Source organism: Streptomyces atroolivaceus (genome assembly GCF_000717025.1).
GTDB lineage: Bacteria > Actinomycetota > Actinomycetes > Streptomycetales > Streptomycetaceae > Streptomyces > Streptomyces atroolivaceus.
Window position 1 is genome coordinate 311,285 of record NZ_JNXG01000005.1, and the last position, 17,531, is coordinate 328,815.

General features: G+C 71.0%; 13 protein-coding genes. 8 read left to right on the top strand and 5 right to left on the bottom strand.

What is annotated here, in order from left to right:
• Positions 1-4: 4 nt before the first annotated feature.
• Positions 5-1,009 (bottom strand): Gfo/Idh/MocA family protein, encoded by a 1,005-nt coding sequence (locus OO67_RS14650; protein WP_033300392.1) that lies wholly within the window; start codon positions 1,007-1,009, stop codon positions 5-7.
• 93 nt (positions 1,010-1,102) lie between these two features.
• Here OO67_RS14650 and OO67_RS14655 point away from each other — a divergent pair, with 93 nt between their 5' ends.
• The 8 genes from OO67_RS14655 (at position 1,103) to OO67_RS14690 (ending at position 10,153) form a co-directional block, all read left to right on the top strand.
• Positions 1,103-1,864 (top strand): GntR family transcriptional regulator, encoded by a 762-nt coding sequence (locus tag OO67_RS14655; RefSeq protein WP_033300394.1) that lies wholly within the window; start codon positions 1,103-1,105, stop codon positions 1,862-1,864.
• Between the two features lie 212 nt (positions 1,865-2,076).
• The gene (locus tag OO67_RS14660; RefSeq protein ID WP_449479676.1) at positions 2,077-3,087 is read left to right on the top strand and encodes a substrate-binding domain-containing protein; all 1,011 of its coding nucleotides are present in this window, start codon (positions 2,077-2,079) and stop codon (positions 3,085-3,087) included.
• Positions 3,084-4,133 (top strand): ABC transporter permease, encoded by a 1,050-nt coding sequence (locus OO67_RS14665; protein WP_033300398.1) that lies wholly within the window; start codon positions 3,084-3,086, stop codon positions 4,131-4,133. Before OO67_RS14660 ends, OO67_RS14665 begins: the two co-directional genes overlap by 4 nt.
• A complete protein-coding gene (locus tag OO67_RS14670; RefSeq protein ID WP_033300400.1) occupies positions 4,130-4,990 on the top strand; it encodes an ATP-binding cassette domain-containing protein in 861 nt (286 codons plus the stop codon). Before OO67_RS14665 ends, OO67_RS14670 begins: the two co-directional genes overlap by 4 nt.
• A gap of 132 nt (positions 4,991-5,122) precedes the next feature.
• Positions 5,123-6,289, top strand: coding sequence for an ROK family glucokinase (locus OO67_RS14675; RefSeq protein ID WP_033300401.1), 1,167 nt, complete (start codon positions 5,123-5,125; stop codon positions 6,287-6,289).
• A 73-nt stretch (positions 6,290-6,362) separates the two neighbouring features.
• Positions 6,363-7,034 carry a hypothetical protein gene (locus OO67_RS14680; RefSeq protein ID WP_208861013.1) on the top strand — a complete coding sequence of 224 codons (672 nt, stop codon included), beginning with the start codon at positions 6,363-6,365 and terminating at the stop codon, positions 7,032-7,034.
• A gap of 568 nt (positions 7,035-7,602) precedes the next feature.
• Positions 7,603-8,160, top strand: a complete 558-nt coding sequence (locus tag OO67_RS14685) for a hypothetical protein (protein ID WP_157841670.1) — start codon at positions 7,603-7,605, stop codon at positions 8,158-8,160.
• 316 nt (positions 8,161-8,476) lie between these two features.
• Positions 8,477-10,153 (top strand): long-chain fatty acid--CoA ligase, encoded by a 1,677-nt coding sequence (locus OO67_RS14690; RefSeq protein ID WP_033300403.1) that lies wholly within the window; start codon positions 8,477-8,479, stop codon positions 10,151-10,153.
• 117 nt (positions 10,154-10,270) lie between these two features.
• Here the strand turns inward: OO67_RS14690 and OO67_RS14695 are convergent, their stop codons facing one another.
• The 4 genes from OO67_RS14695 to OO67_RS35670 all read right to left on the bottom strand — a co-directional run.
• On the bottom strand, positions 10,271-10,714 hold the full coding sequence (locus tag OO67_RS14695) for a hypothetical protein (protein WP_033300405.1): 444 nt from the start codon (positions 10,712-10,714) through the stop codon (positions 10,271-10,273).
• Complete coding sequence (locus OO67_RS14700; RefSeq protein ID WP_033300406.1) at positions 10,711-11,790, bottom strand: flavin-containing monooxygenase; 1,080 nt, start codon at positions 11,788-11,790, stop codon at positions 10,711-10,713. The genes OO67_RS14695 and OO67_RS14700 overlap by 4 nt, the downstream gene beginning before the upstream one ends.
• Positions 11,787-11,909, bottom strand: coding sequence for a hypothetical protein (locus OO67_RS40460; RefSeq protein ID WP_279626897.1), 123 nt, complete (start codon positions 11,907-11,909; stop codon positions 11,787-11,789). Before OO67_RS40460 ends, OO67_RS14700 begins: the two co-directional genes overlap by 4 nt.
• Positions 11,910-12,016: 107 nt before the next feature.
• Positions 12,017-17,531: non-ribosomal peptide synthetase (locus OO67_RS35670; protein ID WP_157841671.1), on the bottom strand; the 5,515-nt coding region annotated here is incomplete at its 5' end.

Sequence of the window (17,531 nt, forward strand, 5' to 3'; positions counted from 1 at the left end):
GGCTTCAGGCCTCGGCGATCTCCGTCATCCGCACGGGACGGCGAAGGGCGCGCGACAGCTCGCACGCCTCGGCGATGCGCAGCGCGTGCAGGGCCTCCCGGCCGTCGCAGGGGTTCACCAGCTCGCCGCGCACGACACCGAGGAACACGTCCAGTTCGGCCTCGTACGCCGGGGCGAACCGCTCCAGGAAACCCGGCCAGGGCTTGGCCGGCGCGGGCGGGCCCTGCGGCTCGGCCGAGGCCAGCGGCGTACGGTCGTCGAGGCCGACCGCGATCTGCCCCAGCTCGCCCGCCAGCTCCATGCGCACGTCGTAACCGGCTCCGTTGCACCGGGTGGCCGTCGCCGTCACCAGGGTGCCGTCGTCCAGGGTCAGCAGCGCCGCAGCCGTGTCCACGTCACCCGCTTCGCGGAACATCGCTGGGCCCGCGTCCGACCCCGTGGCGTACACCTCCGTCACCTCACGGCCCGTGACCCAGCGCAGGATGTCGAAGTCGTGCACCAGGCAGTCCCTGAACAGCCCTCCGGAGAGCGGCAGATACGCGGCGGGCGGGGGAGCGGGGTCGGAGGTCGTCGCCCGTACGGTGTGCAGCCGGCCCAGTGTGCCGCCGCGCACGGCGGCGCGCGCCGCGGCGTATCCCGCGTCGAACCGGCGCATGAAACCGAGCTGGAGCACAGTGCCCGCCCGGTCGACCTCGCGCAGCGCGCCCAGGGTCCCCGCCAGGTCCAGCGCGATCGGCTTCTCGCAGAAGGCGGGCACACCGGCCCGTGCCGCCCGGCCGATGAGATCCGCGTGTGCGGAGGTGACCGAGGCGATCACCACCGCGTCCACCCCGGCACCGAGAACCTCGTCGGCGGATGCGACGGGGGTGGCCCCCGTGAGCGCCGCCACTTCTGCGGCGCGAGCGGCGTCCGGATCCGTCACGACCAGGGCGGCGACCGCGGGATGGCGTGCCAGGACGCCCGCGTGGAAGGAACCGATCCTGCCCGTGCCGATGAGTCCGATGCGCATGGACCCAACGTGCCGCCCCGCAGGGGCACTGTCAACTATATGTCCTGACAAAGAGCAGGGTGCGGCGCGGCGGTACGGGGTACGCTCCGTGCCGTGCCCAAACCCGCCGCCGACTCCGCCGCCCTGGGGCTCGGTGTGGACCGCACCAGCCCGGTCCCGCTCTACCACCAGCTGGCCCTGCAGCTGGAGGCGGCCATCGAACAGGGGCGCCTCGCACCCGGCAGCCTCCTCGGCAACGAACTGGAGCTCGCCGGCCGGCTCGGACTGTCCCGGCCCACCGTCCGTCAGGCCATCCAGTCGCTGGTCGACAAGGGCCTGATGGTGCGCCGGCGCGGCGTGGGCACCCAGGTCGTGCACAGCCGCATCAGGCGCCCGCTCGAACTGAGCAGCCTCTACGACGACCTGGAGACGGCCGGCCGGAGTCCGGCGACCCGGGTCCTGCGCAACACGGTCGAGCCGGCGACGCCCGAGGTCGCCGCCGCACTCGGTGTGGAGGAGGGCAGCGACGTCCACCTCGTCGAACGGGTGCGGTACGCGGATGACGAGCCCGTGGCCCTCCTGCGCAACCACCTGCCGCCGCGCCTGCTCGACCTCGGCACGGAGCGGCTGGAGTCGACCGGGCTGTACCGGATGATGCGCGCCTCGGGGATCACCCTCCACAGCGCCAGGCAGTCCGTGGGTGCCCGCGCCGCGACGGCGCAGGAAGGTGAACTGCTCGCGGAGCCCGCCGGGGCGCCCCTGCTGACGATGGAGCGCACCACCTTCGACGACGGCGGCCGCGCGGTCGAATTCGGCTCGCACGTCTACCGGGCGTCGCGGTACGCCTTCGAGTTCCAGCTGCTGGTCAGGCCCTGAACCATCCGGCCGGCAGACGCCCGGTGAGGATGTTCGGACGAAAATATTGACGCGGTCATGCTAGGTGGTTAGAACGGCGGGAGGGCGCGGCCCGCGCCCCTGCCGGGCGAGGCCGGTCCGGGCTCGGGGATACTTGGCCCGCCGGGCGGCGAGTCCGCTCTCCCCGGCTTCACCAGGCAGCACTGCGAGCAGCACTAGAAGGGCACGGCGTCGTGGCAAGGGTTCGGACAGGGGTACGCGCGATGGGCGCCGTTCTGGCAGCGGTACTGGCGGCCTCCCTCGCGGGATGCAGCAGCACCGGTGGCAAGCGGGCGGAGGAGCGCGCCGCAGCGGCCGCCGAAGGCCGGTCCGCGGTGAACACGCCCCGATGGACGTTCGCCATGGTCACCCACTCGGGCGACGGCGACACCTTCTGGGACATCGTCCAGAAGGGCGCCGAGCAGGCGGCCGTCAAGGACAACATCAACTTCCTCTACTCGCACAGCGACGAGGGCCAGCAGCAGGCCGAGCTCGTGCAGACCGCGATCGACAAGAAGGTCGACGGCCTGATCGTCTCGCTGGCGAAGCCCGACTCGATGAAGACCGTCGTGGCCAAGGCCGTCAAGGCCGGTATCCCCGTGATCACGGTGAACTCGGGCTCCGCCGAGTCCAAGGCCTTCGGCGCGCTCACCCACATCGGCCAGGACGAGTCCATCGCGGGCGAGGCCGTCGGCGACGAGCTGGACAAGCGCGGCCGCAAGAAGGCGCTGTGCGTCCTGCACGAGCAGGGCAACGTCGGCCACGAGCAGCGTTGCGGCGGGGCGAAGAAGACCTTCGACGGGACGATGCAGAACCTCTACGTCGACGGCACCAACATGCCCGACGTCCAGGCATCCATCGAGGCGAAGCTCGACTCCGACCGGAGCATCGACGCGGTCGTCACCCTCGGCGCCCCGTTCGCCGCGGCGGCCGTCAAGGCGAAGCAGACCGCGGGCAGCAAGGCCGAGATCGACACCTTCGACCTCAACGCGAGCGTCGCCACCGGCCTCCAGGACGAATCCCTCGGCTTCGCCGTCGACCAGCAGCCCTACCTCCAGGGGTACGAAGCCGTCGACCTGCTCTGGCTCCACCGCTACAACCAGAACGCGCTCGGCGGCGGCCTGCCCGTCCTGACCGGCCCGCAGATCATCACCGCCGAGGACGCCGACGCGCTCGCGGAGTACACGAATCGGGGCACGCGATGACAGCGACCGGGCAACCGGCGGCGTCCCCCACCGACGAACGGCTGCTGCGCACCTCACCGCTGCGCAAGCTGCTCGGCCGGCCCGAGCTCGGCTCGGTCGTCGGGGCGGTGGCCGTGTTCCTCTTCTTCGCGATCGTCGCCGACAGCTTCCTGCAGGCCTCCAGCCTCGGCACGGTGCTCTACGCGGCCTCCACCATCGGGATCATGGCGGCGCCGGTGGCGCTGCTGATGATCGGCGGAGAGTTCGATCTCTCCGCCGGTGTGATGGTGACCAGCTCCGCGCTCATCTCCTCGATGTTCAGCTACCAGATGACCGCGAACGTCTGGGTGGGCGTCTTCGTGTCGCTGCTGGTCACCCTCGGCTTCGGCGCGTTCAACGGCTTCATGCTGACCCGCACGAAACTCCCGAGCTTCATCATCACGCTCGGCACGTTCCTGATGCTGACCGGCCTGAACCTCGGCTTCACCAAACTGATCAGCGGCACCGTGTCGACCAAGGCCATCGGGAACATGGAGGGCTTCGACTCCGCCCGTAAGGTCTTCGCGTCCCACCTCACCATCGGCGACGTCGAGCTGAAGGTCACCATCCTGTGGTGGGCGGCCCTCGTCGCGATCGCCACCTGGATCCTGCTCCGTACCCGCTTCGGCAACTGGATCTTCGCCGTCGGCGGTGAGTCCGACGCCGCACGCGCGGTCGGCGTGCCGGTGATCCGTACGCGGATCGGGCTCTACCTCGGTGTCGCCTTCGCCGCCTGGGTCTCCGGACAGCACCTGCTGTTCTCCTACGACGTGGTGCAGTCCGGCGAGGGTGTCGGCAACGAGCTGATCTACATCATCGCGGCCGTCATCGGCGGTTGCCTGATCACCGGCGGCTACGGCTCCGCCATCGGTTCCGCGGTCGGCGCGATCATCTTCGGCATGACCAGCAAGGGCATCGTGTACGCGGAGTGGAACCCCGACTGGTTCAAGTTCTTCCTGGGAGCGATGCTGCTCCTGGCCACCCTGCTCAACGCATGGGTACGCAAGCGCGCGGAGGCGACGAAATGACGGCCACCCAGGCTCCGGCTCCCCGGGACACGGCCGGTCCGGCGCTCGTCCGGCTCGACGACGTCAGCAAGTACTACGGCAACATCAAGGCCCTGGAGAACGTGTCGCTGGAGGTCCACGCGGGGGAGATCTCCTGCGTCCTCGGCGACAACGGCGCCGGCAAGTCCACCCTCATCAAGATCATCGCGGGGCTGCACCGGCACGACGCGGGAACCTTGCTGATCGAGGGCGAGGAGACCACACTCGTCAACCCGCGCGACGCCCTGGACCGGGGCATCGCCACCGTCTACCAGGACCTGGCCGTCGTCCCGCTCATGCCGGTCTGGCGCAACTTCTTCCTCGGCTCGGAGCCGACGAAGGGCTCCGGCCCGTTCAAGCGGCTCGACGTGCGGCGGATGCGTGAGACGACCCGCGCGGAGCTGCTCCGCATGGGCATCGACCTCCGCGATGTCGACCAGCCCATCGGCACCCTGTCCGGCGGCGAGCGTCAGTGCGTCGCCATCGCCCGTGCCGTCTACTTCGGTGCCAAGGTCCTCGTCCTCGACGAGCCGACCGCGGCGCTCGGCGTCAAGCAGTCGGGAGTCGTACTCAAATACGTCGCGGCCGCCAGGGACGCCGGGCTCGGCGTGGTTCTCATCACGCACAACCCCCACCACGCCTACCTCGTGGGCGACCGCTTCGTGCTCCTCAAGCGCGGCGCGATGTCCGGAAGCCACACCAAGGACGACGTCACACTGGACGAACTGACCCGTCAGATGGCCGGTGGGAGCGAGCTCGACCAGCTCAGCCACGAGCTGGAACGGGCTCCGTCACCCGGCCACCTCGGCGGGCACCCGGTCGATGACGACACCCCGTAAATCACCTTCCGCACCCCCCGCCCCCGGCCCGGAGACCGGTTCCGGGGGCGCGGGAATGGCAGAATCGTGCATGGCGGGCGCCGTCCGCCGCCGGACGGACGACCGACCGGCCCCCCGACCTGCGCAGGGACGATGAGCACGTACCGCGACTTCACACACCGCGGCTCCGCCCGCGCGACCGTCCTGCGGACCGTCGGCACCCGGGAGCGGCGCTCGCACCTCACGGCGCCGAGGGTTCCCACCGTCGGCATCGACATCGGCGGGACGAAGGTGATGGCCGGCGTCGTAGACGCCGACGGCAACATCCTGGAGACCCTGCGTACCGAGACGCCGGACAAGTCCAAGAGCCCCAAGGTCGTCGAGGACACCATCGTCGAACTGGTCCTGGACCTCTCCGACCGGCACGACGTGCACGCTGTCGGGATCGGCGCGGCGGGCTGGGTCGACGCGGACCGCTCCAAGGTGCTGTTCGCCCCGCACCTCGCGTGGCGTGACGAGCCCCTCCGCGACGCCATCGCCTCCCGGCTGGTGGTCCCGGTGATGGTGGACAACGACGCCAACACGGCGGCCTGGGCGGAATGGCGCTTCGGCGCCGGCCGTGGCGAGGACCATCTCGTCATGATCACGCTGGGCACCGGCATCGGCGGCGCGATCCTGGAGGACGGGCACGTCAAGCGCGGCAAGTACGGCGTCGCCGGTGAGTTCGGGCACATGCAGGTGGTGCCGGGCGGGCACCGCTGCCCGTGCGGCAACCGCGGCTGCTGGGAGCAGTACAGCTCGGGCAACGCGCTCGTACGCGAGGCCAGGGAGCTCGCCGCGGCGGACTCCCCGGTGGCCCACGGCATCATCGAACGGGTCAAGGGCAACATCCCCGACATCACCGGGCCGCTCATCACCGAGCTGGCCCGTGAGGGTGACGCGATGTGCGTCGAGCTCCTCCAGGACATCGGCCAGTGGCTCGGTGTCGGCATCGCCAACCTCGCGGCCGCGCTGGACCCGTCCTGCTTCGTGATCGGCGGCGGCGTCAGCGCTGCCGACGACCTGCTGATCGGTCCTGCCAGGGACGCCTTCAAGCGTCACCTCACCGGCCGCGGCTACCGACCCGAGGCGCGGATCGCGAAGGCTCAGCTCGGCCCCGAGGCGGGTATGGTCGGCGCCGCCGATCTCGCCCGTCTGGTCGCCCGGAGGTTCCGGCGGACCAACCGCCGCCGGGTCGAGCGCTACGAGCGGTACGCGCAGTTCTACGACCAGGCAGCGAGCACCATCCGGAACACGCGCAGCACCCGCACCGCCGACTGATCCGCGCGCCGCGCGCCGCGGCACCCGGCCACCCGCACCCGCTCCGTACCGCAGCTTCGAGGGATCACCGACCATGACCGCAGCCGAGCACCACATCGTGCCGCGCCAGCCCCCTTCGTCCGGCTCTTCGGGGTCGTCCGGCTCGTCCGGTTCCTCGGGTTCCTCCGGCTCGTCGGGTTCCACGGGGCCCGCCGGCTCCTCCGGGGACGGCGGGCCTCCGCAGGACCGGCGGAGGGTGATCCGGCGGCGCCTGATCACGCTGACGATCATCGTCCTGCTCATCGGCATCCCGGCCGGCTACCTGGTGATCTCCGCGGGACAGAGCCGCCGATCCGGCAAGGACAAGGAGGCGGAGGCCGCCGCCCAGGGGCTGCGCGAGGACTGGCCGTCAGGCATGCAGCGCCGGATCTTCGAACTGCCCATCCCGGGCAATGCGGTCGGCGTTCAGTACTACGAGACGAACAACTGGAAAGCCAGCCGGATGTACGTGAAGTTCCGTACGACCTCCGCCGGGCTCGACCGCTTCCTGAGTGGTGTCGGTACCGGCCGCGCCGCGCTGGAGACCGGGAAGATCACCATCGGCGAACGGGACATGAAGATCACCGGGTGGTACTTCGGCCCCGGCGTCCACTGGGCGGGAACGGTCCACAAGAACAAGGACCCGCGACCCACGCAGAACATCACCGTCAACATGACCGATCCGGCGGCGCCGGTCGTCTACGTGGTCTCCGCGGCGACCCCCTGAGCGGGCGGGGAACGGGCGGGCCGCCCGTTCTCCCGGGTGGGTGGATGTTCGACGGGCCCCCTGCTGGCTGAATTTTTGCCCTCTCGGCGCCACGCGAATGCAAAAGCGTGCGGGCCGTGCTCTCCGGTGAGAAAGCCCCTGCCGCACGGTCGTCACTCTCTCCGCCGCCCTTCGGCCGGCCGAGTCGGCAATGCTCGGAGCCCGGCCGTCCTCCGGTCCGTGGTGACTCGGTAGGACGGGACCGGGGCACGCGGTGCTGACCACACCCCCGCCTGCCCGGGGTGCTTCCTTCCGCCGCGTACGGCCTCCTCCCTCCTCCCCGGCCTGCGGTCTGCCACCGCGTCGGCTCCCGGAGCATCCGGAAGGAAACCCTCCCCGCTGGGCTGTCCGCCGTCATGCCTGCAACGGTGCATTCCCGCGAGCGAAGAGCGAATCGTAGAACCCAAACCGAAAGTACGAAAAAAGGCTTAATGCCTCGACGGGAGGGCTGTCGATCGGGGAGACTTGCCTCAACGGGCCTGCATGCAGGCCTAGTTGGAAAACTCATCGCACATACACGGGGGGAAACATGACAGGACTTGCCCATCGCTGGTTGGTGCGCACGGCGAGTACGGCGGCCGCAGCAGCTCTGATCGTCGGCGGTACGACCGGCGTCACATTTGCTGCTGAGACGGACCGTGCGGCCGCTCCGTCCATCGCCTGGCTTCCCACGGTCAACATCACCGCGAGCTACGCGGTGGTCGCGACCACGCATCCGGACACCGAGGGCTGTCATGGCTTCGAGGTGCTCGGGACGGGGACCGCGACCGGTGCGCCGATCCAGAACGGCGGCACCTGGACACAGGTCGAGGAGGCGTGCACCGTGACCATACCCGGCAAGTACGACATCAGGGGGACGGCGACGATCGAGGAGAGCGACGGTGACCAGCTCCGGGTCAGCTACCAGCTCTCCGCGCCTCTGACGGAGGACAACCTCGTCTACCCGTCCGGCACCTTCAAGATCACCGGTGGGGTCGGTGATTACCAGTTCGCGACCGGCAGCGGCAAGATGAACGCCCGGGTCAACCTGCTGGACCACTCCAGCGTCTCCTGCACGCTGCTGGGCACCATCCAGTACGAGGGCTGATCCACCGCACGTCCAGGCAGCGGTGGGTGACGGTGTGGCGCCGTCACCCACCACCGGAGCCGGCTCCGCCGACGGGGGGCCGGCTCCCTGCGTGGGCGGGCTCCGGGTGGACCGGCTCCGTGCGTGGGCGGGCTCCGTGCGTGGGCGGGCCCACTCCCTCTTGACCCGGTGTTCCGGCCCTCGTAGGTTCGGCCCGGAACGGGGGGAGCGGGTTCGCCGCTTCCGGGACTTCCGAAGGCTGCGCTCCTGCACGCGTGGCAGCCGCCGTTCGACGTCGGGGGCACCTTCTGACTGCGCACCTCTAAGGGGCCGCACCATGAAGAGCACGATGCAGGACCGTGAGCTGCTGGTCCGGGACATCCTCGCGCACGGGCAACGCGTCTACGGGGACAGCAGGGTGGTGCGCTGCGCCGACGGTCCGGCCGCACGCTCCGTGCAGTCGTTCGCCGAGATCGCCGGCCAGGCCGAGCGACTGGCCGCGGCGCTGACCCGGCTGGGGGTGCGGCCGGGGGAGCGGGTCGCCACCCTGGCCTGGAACACACCCGAGCACCTGGTGGCGTATCTCGCCGTACCGAGCATGGGCGCCGTCCTGCACACCCTCAACCTGCGCCTGCATCATGACCAGTTGGGTTACGTCGTCGAGCACGCCGAGGACGCCGTCCTCCTGGTCGACTCGACCCTGCTGGACATGCTCGCGCCCGTGCGGGACCGGCTGGGCAGCGTGCGCCATCTGGTCGTCATAGGCGGCGCGCCGGATGTGGACGTGCCCGGGCACATCGCCGTCCACCGCTGGGACGGGCTGCTGGCGGCCGAGCAGCCAGGCTTCGTCTGGCCCGACCTGGACGAGCGGGACGCGGCGGCTCTCTGCTACACGACCGGCACCACCGGAGACCCCAAGGGCGTGGCCTACAGCCACCGCTCCATCTCCCTGCACACCCTCGGCGTCTCGGCCAGCGCCGGTTTCGCGATGAACGACGGCGACAGGATCCTGCCGATCGTGCCGATGTTCCACGCCAACGCCTGGGGCTGGCCGTACGCCGCCTGGCTGGCGGGCTCCGACCTGATCATGAACGGCCGGCTGCTGCACACTCCGGACGTGGCCCGGATCATCAACGAGGAGCGGCCCACGGCGGTTGCGGCGATCTGCACGATCTGGAACAGCCTGGTGCACCACGGCGAACAGCACCCGCTGGACCTGAGCAGCGTTCGTCTCGCGGGCTGCGGCGGCGCGACCCCGCCGCGCGCCCTGCTCCAGCAACTGAAGGACCGCTACGGGGTACGTCTGATGCAGGGCTGGGGGCTGACCGAGACCAGCCCCCTGGCCACTTTCGCGGTCCCCCCGCACGGCACCCCGGACGAGGACGAGGTCGGCTGGCTGGCCAAGAGCGGCCGGGTGATGCCCTACGTCGAGGTGCGGCTGATCGCGGAGGACGGCAGCGAGCAGCCGTGGGACGGGACCTCGGTGGGTGAACTGGAGCTGCGCGGGCCGTGGGTCACCGGTTCCTACTTCAACACCCAGGAATCTCCGGAGAAGTTCCACGACGGCTGGTTGCGCACCGGTGACCTGGGAGTGATCGAGCCGGGTGGCTGGGTGGTGGTCAGCGACCGGCTCAAGGACGGCATCAAGAGCGGCGGTGAGTGGATCTCCACCATCGAGCTGGAGAACGCGATCATCGAGCACCCCGCGGTGCTGGAGGCGATCGTGGTCGGTGTGCCCGACCCGCGCTGGGAGGAACGCCCGCTGGCTTGCGTGTCGTTGGTGCCCGGCGCCGAGACGGACGGGGACGAACTGCGGGAGTTCCTGACCGGGCGGGTGGCGCGGTGGTGGATACCGGAGCGGTGGTCGTTCGTCGAGGCGGTGCCCAAGACCAGTGTCGGCAAGTACGACAAGCGGGCGGTACGGACGCTGTACGCGGAAGGCGCCCTGGACGTCCGGGGCCCGCGTGATCCCGGCGCACAGGTCCCCACGGAGCCCGGGCCGCCTCAGGGGTGAACGGCGGTACGGCGCTCCGGATCACCCGGAGCGCCGTGCCGTACGTCTCAGGCCGACGTCCCAAGCGCCGCCCTCCGACGTCTCAGGCCGACGTCCCAAGCGCCGCCCTCCGACGTCTCAGGCCGACGTCCCAAGCGCCGCCTCGGCCAGCAGTTCCCGCTGTTCGTCAGGGCCGTAGCCCAGCTCCCGCACCAGCCGTAGTGTCAGCACCAGCCGGGCCTGGATCGCCGTCTCGGGGTCCAGGTGCTCGACGCCGGGTGCCGTGCCCCCGTGCAGGCCCTCGGCGACGAGGCGCTCCAGGAACGCCGGGTCGAAATCCTCCGCGCAGGCCTCCAGCGAGCCGAGGAAGCCGTCGACGTATCCGCTGATCTCCTGCGGGGTCGCACCCTGCGGGAAGCGGCGGCGGGCCGCGAGCCCGAAGGCCGCGGCGACCGCCTGCCCGTAGTGCGGCCCGTGGGGGTCGAGGGCGGTGGACTTCTGTGCGAACCCGATGAAGTCGAACGCCAACAGCGCGCCCAGTACGTCGAGTTCGGCGGAGGTAGCACTGGTCGCGCCGGTCATGACGGCTCGCCTTCTGCCGTGGGAGAGGTGGTCGTGGTGCGGTGGGCGGTGGTGATAGCCGCCGCGACGCGTTCGGCGTCGTGGCCGACGAAGCCGATCAGCGCCGAGCCGCGGGTACGCATCCGGTACAGCCCCAGGTAGTAGCTGCCCGGCAGCGCTCCCAGGCCTTCGGTGTGACGTGGCTGCCCGGCGTCGTCGAGCATCTCCGGGTCGAGCCAGCTCCAGTCGGTGCGGTAGCCGGTCGCCCAGATCACGGTGGACGGCTTGATGCGCTCGCCGTCCGCGACCAGCAGTTCGGCGCCCTCGGCCGCGGTGATCCGGCCCACCGTCCGGATCCGGCCCGCCTCGGCCAGCTCGGGCACCCGGTCGCCCACGACCGGGTCGGGTGCCTGCATGTTCACCGGGAGGCTCATCACGCCGAGGACGCTCATCCACCAGAACATGTCCCGGCCGACGACGGTCTGCGGCAGAGGGGGAGAGACGGTGTCGCTGCAGCTGAGCACCACGCTGTGGCTCCCGGCCAGTTCCCCGGCTATCTGCCTGCCGGAGTTGCCGTCGCCGACTATCACCACGGTGCCCGGCGGCACCTGGGAGGGGCCCTGGTAGTCGCTGGTGTGCAGGGTGCGTACGTCCGGACTCAGCCCGGCGGCGAACTCCGGGACCTGGGCGGCGCCGAACGCTCCGGTCGCGATCACGACCTGGTCCGCCCGGCAGTCGCCGTGCGTGGTGGACAGCAGATAGCCGTCACCGTCCCTGCGCAGCGACAGCACCCGGTGGTCGGTCAGCACCGGGAGGTCGAACCGCTCGGCGTAGTCGCGCAGGTAGCTGACGACCTCGTCCTTGCCGGGGTAGTGCGCACCGTCGCCCGGGAAGGGCAGGCCAGGCAGACCCGAGAACTGGGCGGACGTGAACAGCGTCAGCGAGTCCCAGCGCCGCCGCCAGGTCTCGCCGACCTCGCTCCCCGCGTCGAGCAGCACACACCGTACGCCGGCCTGCCGCAGGTGGTACCCGGCAGCGAGACCGGACTGGCCCGCTCCGATGACGGCGACCGGCACGGTGGCCGGCAACGCGCTCATCGGCTCGCTCCGGCACCGGCGCCGGCCGACGCCGGTGAGTGGCCGACGGCCCGGCCCCGCTCCTCGACGGGGCCGACACCGGTCGGCCGCCGCTTGCGGTCGGCCTGATCAATTCGCATATCGAATGTCCTCACTTCTTGGACCTGGACCCCGCCGGACGCACAGGACCGGTCCGGGGGTTGATCGGCCGGGCCGCCGGAGAGGCGACCCGGCCGGTTCGGGTCGGTCAGGCGTCGAGGGCCCGGCGCAGCTCACCGGCCAGGACGCGCAGCCGCTCGCCGCGCATGACCGTGTAGTGGTCGCCGGGTACGTCGACGAGGGTGGCGTCGCCGGGGAAGTACTCCATCCAGCGGGACGCCGTCTCCACCGTCGCGCCCCCGTCGGCGGCCCGCAGCGACACCACCCGCCCGGCGAAGCTGCTGGGCGCGTAGCGCAGGAGGGCCCGGTAGTTGTTCTGGAACCGGCCGACGATACGGCTCAGAGTGTCGAGGCCGATGTCCTCGGACAGCGCCCCGGCGGCACGGGCCTCCGTGTGCAGCACCTGCACCGGCGGGCGGCCGTCGAACGCCTCGGGCGGCAGCTCCCAGTCCACTCCGGCAAGACCCGCCAGGTCCCGGGCGAACCAGGACAGCAGCACCTCGTCGGAGACGGGTGCGCCCTCGGCCGGTCCCGGCTGTTCGATCAGGTCGATCACGGTCAGCAGATCCACCTCGGCGCCCTCCGCGGTGAGCTGGGCCGCCATCTCCAGGGCGATGACCCCGCCCATCGACCAGCCACCGAGCCGGTACGGGCCGTCGGGCAGCGCCTCGCGGAGCGCCGCGGCGTAGTGGGTGGCCATGTCCTCGACGGTGAGGAGTGCCGTGTCCGGCAGCTGAAGCGCGTAGAACGGCTGCTCTTCGCCGAGGAGTTCGGCGAGTTCGGCGTAGCAGAGCACGTCGCCGCCGACGGGGTGCACGAAGACCAGCGGAGTCCGCGAGCCGGTCGTGCGTACCGGTACCAGAGCCCCGCTGCCGGTGTCGCCGCTGCCGGCCTCCCGGACCGCCTGGGCGAGCAGCTCGATGGTCGGCCGGGCGAAGAGGGTGGACAGCGGCAGGCTCCGGCCCAGACCACGGGCGATCCTGGCCATCAGCCGCACCGCGAGCAGCGAGTCCCCGCCGAGTTCGAAGAAGCTCGCGGTCACCCCGATCTCCGTCACCCCGAAGAACTCCTCCCAGATCTCCGCGAGCCGGCGTTCCACGTCGTCGCGGGGTGCGACGAAGCCCGCGCCCTCGACCGCGACCCCGTCGGGTGCGGGCAGCACCGTCCGGTTGACCTTCCCGTTGTCGCTGAGCGGCAGCTTGTCCAGGACGAGGACGCGCTGCGGCACCAGATGCTGCGGGACCACCTGACGCAGCGCCCCGATGATCTGCTGCTCGGTGTCGTCGCGCCCCTCGTCGAGGACGACGTAGGCGATCAGCCGCTTCGGCCCGTGCTGTTCGCCCGCCGCGACGACCGCGGCGGCCCGTACCCCCTCGCACTGGGTGAGAGCGGCTTCCACCTCGCCCAGTTCGATGCGGTAACCCTGGATCTTGACCTGGGAGTCCTGCCGGCCGAGGAACTCGATGGTGCCGTCCGGCAGGACGCGTCCCAGGTCGCCGGTGCGGTAGAGGCGTTCACCGGTGACCGGGTGGTGAAGGAACGCGGCGCGGGTCTTGGCCTCGTCGTTCAGGTAACCGCGGGCCAGACCGACACCGGCGATGTAGAGATCGCCCGGCACCCACACGGGGCAGGGCCGCAGCGCGCCGTCCAGCACGTGGAAGCGCTGGTTACGCATCGCCTTGCCGTACGGAATGCTCACCGAGTCGTCCGGGAGCTCCCCTATGGGATGCAGGATCGACCAGATCGACGCCTCGGTGGCGCCGCCGAGACTCCACAGCTCGGCCTCAGGCAGCAGCAGCCGGATCCGGCCGGGCAGTGTCACCGGGATCCAGTCCCCGCTCATCATGACCAGCCGCAGCGGCAGACCCGTGAGCTGGTTGGCGAGTGCGTGTTCGGTGAACATCTCCATCAGCGCGGGCACGCTGTTCCAGATGGTCACCCCGTGCTCCTGGACGAGCTCCGCCCAGCGTGCGGGCTCGCGGTGCGCGGACGGTTCGGGCAGGACGAGGGCGCCGCCCACCGACAGCAGTCCGAAGACGTCGTAGACCGACAGGTCGAAGTGCATCGCGGACAGTCCGAGAGCCCGGTCCGCGGCGGTGACGCCGTAGCGCTCGTTGACGTCGACCACCGTGTTCAGGGCCGCGCCGTGCTCGATCATCACGCCCTTGGGCAGCCCGGTGGAGCCGGAGGTGAAGATCACGTAGGCGAGGTCACCGGGCTTGGCGCCGGACGGGCCGAGCGGGCGCTCCTCGCCCTCGTCGTCGGCCCGCACCACGGTCCTGACCACGTCCTGCGGCCAGTCGGCCGTGTCGTCCACCCACGGCTGGGTGACGACCCGGCTGATCCCGGCGCTCTCCAGCAGCACGTGCAGCCGCTCGGAGGGCACACGGGCGTCGATCGGGACGTAGGCCGCCCCGGCCCGCAGGATGCCGAGGGCCGCGACGACCTGCTCCCAGCCCTTGTCCATGACGATCGCCACCAGGTCGCCGGGGCCGGCTCCCTGAGCGTGCAGCCGGTGCCCCACCTGGCCGGACCTGCGATCGAGGTCCCCGTACGTCAGGGTCAGCGCCTGCGAGACGACCGCGGGCGCGTCGGGTGTGGCAGCGGCCTGGGCGAGGACCGCGTCGTGCAGCAGCCCGTCGGGTACCGGCCCGTCGGTGGCGTTGGCCGCGGCACGTACGTCCAGGTCGGCGGCCGGTGTGAGGGCGGGCCTGGGCCGCTGCCAGGCCGCCGGGTCGTGGGACAGGTCGTGCAGCGTCCGCAGATAGGCGGCGAACATGGCGTCGATGCAGCCCGCCGGGAACAGCTCCTCGATCACGTCCCAGTTGAGGACGAGTTCACCGGCCTCCTCGACCGCCTGGTGGTCCAGCCATACCTGCGGGGTGCGGACCGAGCTGCTCACCTGGCGGCCGTTCTCACCGATTCCGGCCAGGTACTGCACGACTCCGCGCTCCTCGGTGTCCTGCTGACCCGCGAAGTTGACCAGGCTGGTGAAGACGACCGGCGCGGCGGCCCGCACCGAGGCGCCACGGGCCCGGTTCAGCTCCCTGAGCACCTGTACACCGCTGACCTGGCTGTGTTCCAGGTCGCTCCACAGCTGGCGCTGGACGTCGGCGGCGCGGGCGGCGAACGCCTCGCCGGCCGAGTCGCGGATCTCCAGCATCAGGGTGGTGGAGAAGTTGCCGATGACGTCGCCGACCTGCGGATGCAGGGGCAGCCGGTTGAAGAACAGCAGGTTCAGCGAGAAGTCGGGAGTGGCGCTCCACTCCGCGATGACCTGCGAGTACGCGGTGCACAGGGCCGCTGAGGGACTGACCCCGGCACTCGCCGCGTGCTCCTTGAACCGGGCCCAGTCCTCCTTCGACAGGGTCGCCCCACGGTGGTTGAACACCGGCCGGTCCAGGCTGGACGGGCTGACGGCCAGCGGAAGCTGGGGAGCGGGCGGAAGAGTGTCGAGCCGGTCCCGCCAGTAGGCGAGTGCCCGGTCGTGCTCCGGTCCGCACTCCAGGGCGCGGGCCTGCCGGACGTAGTCCCGGTAGCGCAGACGCAGCTCGGGCAGCGTCTCACCGCGGTAGTGCGCGGCCCACTCCTTGAACAGGATGGACGTGCTGAAGCCGTCGATGACCAGGGCGTCGAAGCCGGCGTGCAGCCGTATCAGCCGGTCGTCGATCCGGGTCACCCGCACGTCGAACAGCGGCCAGCGGGTGGTGTCGAAGACCTGGTGCCGCATTTCCTCGTGAACGGCGTCCAGGGCGGCTTCGCGCTCGGCCGGAGCAAGGCCCGAAACGTCGGTCTCACGGATCACATAGGCCGGGACATCGCGCTGTACGCGCTGCTCGCCCTCGGGGGTGAAGACCGCCCGCAGCATGTCGTGGCGTTCGATCATCGCCCGGAAGGACGCGCCGAGCCGGCCCAGATCCACGTTCTCCAGGTCGATCTCGATCTGGAAGTAGGTGGAGGTGTTGCCGAGTTCGAACGCCTCGCCGCGGCCCACGAGGTACGCCTGCTGGAGGTCGGTCAGGCCGAACGGCTCGTAGCGCTCCGCGTCGTCACCGTCCGCCGCGGTGGCTCCGCCCTCGGCCTGCGAGGTGTCCGCCTCGGTTCCGGTGCCGAGCGCGGTGAGCACGTCCTCGGTGATGTCGTCCGTGCTGCGGCCGCTGAGGAAAGCCGTCATCGGCAGCAGGACGTCGAACTCCCGGTCCAGTGTCGTCCGGATCTTCATCGCGATCAGGGAGTCGAGGCCCAGCGCCTGCAGCGACTGCCGGGCGTCGAGCCGGGCCGCAGCGGTGCCCAGCGCCTGGGCCACGGTCCGGATCACGAAGGCACGCGCCGCCTCGGGTGTCACGGCGGGCGTCGCTTCGGGCACGTCGGCCGGTGCCGGGGCCGCCGCAACCGCGGCTCGCCGGCGCGGCTCGGACCCAGCTGCGGGTGCCTGTTCGGCCGCGGGTTCCCGCGTGGTCGGGGGTTCCGTCGCCGGCCGGGTCAGGGCGGGGGCGAAGCGTACGCCGTCGGCCTCGGCGACCAGCCGGCCGTGCGCGGTGATGAGCCGGATGCGCGCCCGTGTGCCGTCGTCGAACAGTTCGGCGTGACATCGCAGTTCGTCCTCGCGGCCTACCCGGTGGTAGTGGACGAAGCGGTCGAGACCGACCGGCACGAGGGCCGGGCCGTCCATGGGGAAGCAGACCAGCGCGGTCTGGAACATCGCGTCCACCAGCCCGGGGTGGATCACGTAGGCCTCTGCCTCACCGGGCACAGCGGGCCGGATCTCGGCGGTGGCCTCACCACGGCCGAGCCTGACACGCTCCACCCGGCGTGCGGCGGAGCCCAGATACATCGCGCGCTGCCACAGCAGCCGGTACAGCTCGTCTCCGGTCAGCTCACGGCCCGACCCGACCGGTGCGAGCGTCACCGTGGGGGCGGCCGACGCTCCGGGCCGGACCCGCCCCTGCGCGTGCAGTTGCCAACCGCCGGCCGAGTCCTGAGCGAAGTACTGGAACCGGCCCGCGTCCAGGACGAGTTGCGCGGCGCGCACGGGTACCGCCGTCGACCGGCCGGCATCGACCGGTTCGAGCACCAGGTCGACCGGAAGCTCCAGGTCCCTGACGGACACCGCTCCCGGCCCGTCGAGTTCGGTGACCGCTTCGACCAACGACTCCACGAACACCCCGGCGCTGACCACCGGCCGCCCGCCGACGACGAAGTCGCCGAGGCAGGGGTGTGCCACGGGATCGAGCCGTGGCGCGAACTGCGCCTGCGCGAGCGGGGACGACGGCAGTCGGACACCCAACAGGGCCACCTGCTCCATCGGTTGCTCGGACGGTCGCGGATCGCTGTTCGAGGCGACGGCGGGTTCGGGCTGGAGCCAGTAGTGCTGGCGTTGGAAGGGGTAGGGGGGCAGTTCGACGGTGTGTGCGTGGTAGGGCTCGAGGAGGGTGGGCCAGTCGACGGTGACTCCGTGGGACCATGCGTCGGCGGCGGATTCCGCGAAGCGTTCGAGGCTGCCTTTGTCGCGGTGGAGGGTGCCGACGGCCGCTCCGGTGTCACCGAGGGTCTCGGTGATGCTGGAGACCAGGACGGGGTGGGCGCTGACCTCGACGAACACG